The sequence below is a fragment of the Paenibacillus aestuarii genome (assembly GCF_027789125.1).
Taxonomy (GTDB): Bacteria; Bacillota; Bacilli; order Paenibacillales; family NBRC-103111; genus Paenibacillus_E; species Paenibacillus_E aestuarii.
The window spans coordinates 1-3,852 of record NZ_JAQFVF010000073.1 but is presented as its reverse complement, the minus strand read 5'-3'; the positions used below and the strand labels follow the sequence as shown (position 1 = coordinate 3,852).

Below are 3,852 nucleotides of genomic sequence, written 5' to 3'. Positions count from 1 at the left end.
ATAATAGCATCTGCCCACTCCAAATCCTCTACCGTCGCAATCGGTACGTTCTTAGTCGCTTCGAGATGAGCTTTCCAGGAGGGTTGGCCGTCCACAATGGATTGTGGCACCGTTTCTGCGACTTTCAGGATCTTCACTTCGGCTCCGGCTTGACGTGCGCCCTCCGCTGCCCATTGGGCCAATTGATAGTTTGTTCCGTTAGAACTGTAATATATAATGGCTAAATTCACCTTTGTTGACATGGTTGTATTCGTTGTCTCCTTATTAAAAAGTTTTTTGAAAAATCTCATTGCTATCTCTCCAAGCTTAATATATTTAAAGTCAAGACCATGCCGCTACGAGCAGCTAGGATGATAGCCAGCATCGCCTTGAACGAATCTTCCGGCGGCTGTTTACAGCCGCTTGAATGCACTGATCAGATCGGCAGGCGACTGCAGCCCGGATAAAGCGTGCTTATCATTGATTAAGTAGAAAGGTACTCCTCTGATACCAAGCTTCTGTGCCTCGCGCTGTCCTTCTTCCACCTTCCCAAGTCCTTCTCCATGGAGGAGCCGTGCTTTGAGTGCCTCGGGATCATTCGTGACCCCGCTCGCTTGCGCAATTTCCACGAGCTTGTCCACATCGCCAAGATTAACGCCTTCTTCAAAATAGGCCGTATACAATCGCTCAAGCAATTGCGATTGCTGGTGCACCGGTGTAATCGCGATCAACTGATGCGACAACACTGAATTCGGTGTATATTTGACCAAATCCATATTATATTTCAAGCCGAATTGAGCACCGATTTGATTATATTGCTTCATTCTCGCTTCAAATTGAGCTTGACCGCCTAAGCGGCTGACCATAACTTTACGGTAATCCTCGCCTTCCTTTCGAATGCCGGGATTCAGTTGATACGCATGGTAACGAACTGTAGCTTCCATGCCTTCCGGCAGTTCATTCAACGCGCTTCTTAAGCTTGCATCCCCCATCCGGCACCATGGACACACCGTATCCATAAAAACGTCAATCGTTACATTTTTCATTGCGCCACCGTTACCGGTTTAATCGTTTTGATGTGCTCGACGTATGCTTTGCTGCTTTGCGCCAAGCGCTCAGGTGTCACGTCGGATGTGTCGTTAACCGTGAAGTGCGGCAGGTATACAGCACTAATGAAACGCGCGCTTGCTTGAATTGGCGCTAGAATTTGTTCCAGCGTTAAACGGTTGGATCCTGTAGGTTGATACGATTCTGCTGTGCCATAAGTCGAGATGGCTACGCCGATTTCTTTGCCGGTTGTTGCAGTTGCTTCCGGACCGTAAGCCCAGTTGTACAACAGTACAGCATCGAACCATTTCTTTAGAAGCGGCGGCATATTGTACCAGTAAAGCGGATATTGGAAGATGATACGGTCATGCGTTTCGACAAGCAGCTGTTCGCGCTTAACGTCGATGTTCTCACTCGGATATTCTTTGTACAAATCATGAATCGTGATGTCTTCTTGCTTCTTGAGTTCCTCAACCCACGCTTTGTTCCAGTTAGATGCTTCCAGGTTCGGGTGTGCTACGATTACGAGTGTTTTCATTGAATTCGCTCCATTCTATTCATTGTTTTAGTTGCTTTTGAAAAATGCTGCGTCTTGCATGAATATACTTTCCTGTTTCTGAGTCAGAGGCCCATTCAATTCCGAAAGCCGCTTCGCTTCGATCCATTCGGGATCGGAACGGAAACGTTCGTAGTTTCCATTGCGCGTCTCCATGTCAGGGTGCTCAACGACATAATATAGGCGGTTGTTCGCATCATCCGCATCCACCCAAAAGTGCTTGATCGTCATCCCATGCTTATCGAACAAGGCAACGACATGCTTATCGAAGCGCTCAATAATAGCCTCCATCTTTCCAGGGGTAACATCGTAAATCCTCATCTCGTATAACATCTAATCACCTCCAAATCAAATTCAACCGTGGATTATGTTTCGCTAACTCCCAATCGTTTCGGATCTTAATCGATCCAACCGGAAGCTGTCCGGTTTCATACGGTAAATCCGCAATTCATAAATTGGTATTTCGCGCTTTGTTCTACCTATTAAAAGATAGAAATATTTCAAAAAAATATTCCTCTTCTCCCTGTTACGTTAAAGCGGATATGATGCCTGCGGCGATCAAGGTGAACCGATTTGCATCCCGAAAGGATCTTGCACGGAGTTGTGCAACTTGAAGAGAAGCCAATATTCTGTTCGCTTGCGCTACCGCCGTTCCTTTGAATTGAAGATGACGTTCACTGCGTCCTTGCTCGAGAACACGTTCTAACCAGGCCAAATTGGCGGTGAAGAACTTGGCAATCTTCTCACGAACCTTCTCCTTCAAAGTAACTAGATCCAAAGCTAGCATTACGCTCAAGCATGTGCAGTACGTACCGACAGGAATACTGAACGTCAGTAGCTGAAGCCATTGAAGCCGAAATCTTGCACTAGACCTTGGGCAATATCGAGAATCAACTCTGCTGTGTTGTTATTGTTGTTCGTGTATGAATTCTACCTTTCAGTAGGTAAAATGTCAAGAGACTTTAATGGCCTAATAAGTGGGTCGGACAACTTCCCTTATATCGGGGTTATTATCACCTGCATTTATGAGATATAAACTCTGGAGCGATATTTTAAAATTCTTACAGCTAGAGATGACTCTTTTTTAGAGTGATGTGGCAAGATTAAGATCTATTAAATTTTAGGACAATGTTTTCAACGATTCTGGGAAGTGAAATGGAATAATTTCATTCGTACGGCCATCGCGAGTCTTAGTGACCCATGCAGGATCAGCCAGCAGGGCACGGCCAATTGCAATCAAATCATACGCTTCCCTTTCGATATCGTCTGAAAGCTTCTTCAAGTTTGTTTCAACGCTACCCTCTACGTTTGCAGATGAAAGGTCGCTAGTTAAGCCGACAGAGCCAACTGCAATTGTTGGTTTATTCGTCAGTTTTTTTACCCAAGCAGCAAGGTTAAGTTCCGAGCCTTCAAATTCAGGCGTATAGAAACGATAGGTCGAAATGTGGAAAATATCTACACCGGCATCAACTAGCGGTCGAAGGAACAAAGCAAGTTCATCCGGAGTATTAAAAAGATTTGAACGATGTTCGCCGAGCTTCCATTGCGACATCCGGAAAATGATTGGGAAATCTGGACCGACAGCCTTGCGCACAGCCTCAATAACTTCAACAGCGAATCGAGTTCTTTGTACAAGATCCCCGCCGTATTTGTCGGTTCGCTGGTTCGTTTTATCCCAGAAGAATTCATCGATAAGGTACGAATGTGCACCATGGATTTCAACACCGTCAAACCCAAGTCGTTTCGCATCTGCCCCCGCTTGTCCATAGGCAGCAATGATGGATTGGATTCTATCTTCAGTCATTGGTTCTGAGGTCCTGTCCATTGTATAAACCTCGATTCCCGATGGACCTACCGCCGGCGCTTCGGGATTTGGAAGTTTGTCCGACTTCGTCCAGTAATCGTCCGATGCGCGTGTCATACCGACATGCCAAATTTGGGGTACGATTTTTGTACCTGCAGCATGAACTTCTTCAACGACCCTTGCCCACCCATTAAGAGCATCTTCACCGTAGAAGCGTGGAACATCAGGATCACCAGATGCTGCAGGGTCGTTGATTACGGTTCCTTCCGTGATAATAAGACCAACCTCATTTTCTGCACGACGACGGTAATATTGTGCTACATGTTCTCCAGGAACACCGTTTGGCGAGAAAGAGCGTGTCAATGGGGCCATCACGATTCGATTTTTCAGGGAAAGCTTTTCAGACTCAAATAATTTAAAAAGGGGCTTCATGATTTCTTTCACTATGAGTTCCTCCTGTAATTCA

Annotated in this window: 6 protein-coding genes; all 6 read right to left on the bottom strand. The window is 45.7% G+C overall.

Features of this window, described 5'->3' with window-relative positions; genetic code table 11:
* Positions 1-290 (bottom strand): NAD(P)H-dependent oxidoreductase (locus tag O9139_RS25780; protein ID WP_270884633.1); only part of this gene is annotated, 290 nt, incomplete at its 3' end.
* Between the two features lie 102 nt (positions 291-392).
* On the bottom strand, positions 393-1,025 hold the full coding sequence (locus tag O9139_RS25775; RefSeq protein ID WP_270884632.1) for a DsbA family oxidoreductase: 633 nt from the start codon (positions 1,023-1,025) through the stop codon (positions 393-395).
* Complete coding sequence (locus O9139_RS25770) at positions 1,022-1,564, bottom strand: NAD(P)H-dependent oxidoreductase (protein WP_270884631.1); 543 nt, start codon at positions 1,562-1,564, stop codon at positions 1,022-1,024. The genes O9139_RS25775 and O9139_RS25770 overlap by 4 nt, the downstream gene beginning before the upstream one ends.
* Positions 1,565-1,591: 27 nt before the next feature.
* Positions 1,592-1,915: an NIPSNAP family protein gene (locus O9139_RS25765; protein WP_270884630.1), complete on the bottom strand. Its 324-nt coding sequence runs from the start codon at positions 1,913-1,915 to the stop codon at positions 1,592-1,594.
* A gap of 193 nt (positions 1,916-2,108) precedes the next feature.
* The gene (locus O9139_RS25760; RefSeq protein ID WP_270884629.1) at positions 2,109-2,345 is read right to left on the bottom strand and encodes a hypothetical protein; all 237 of its coding nucleotides are present in this window, start codon (positions 2,343-2,345) and stop codon (positions 2,109-2,111) included.
* Between the two features lie 357 nt (positions 2,346-2,702).
* The gene (locus tag O9139_RS25755; RefSeq protein WP_270884634.1) at positions 2,703-3,818 is read right to left on the bottom strand and encodes an NADH:flavin oxidoreductase; all 1,116 of its coding nucleotides are present in this window, start codon (positions 3,816-3,818) and stop codon (positions 2,703-2,705) included.
* Positions 3,819-3,852: the final 34 nt, after the last annotated feature.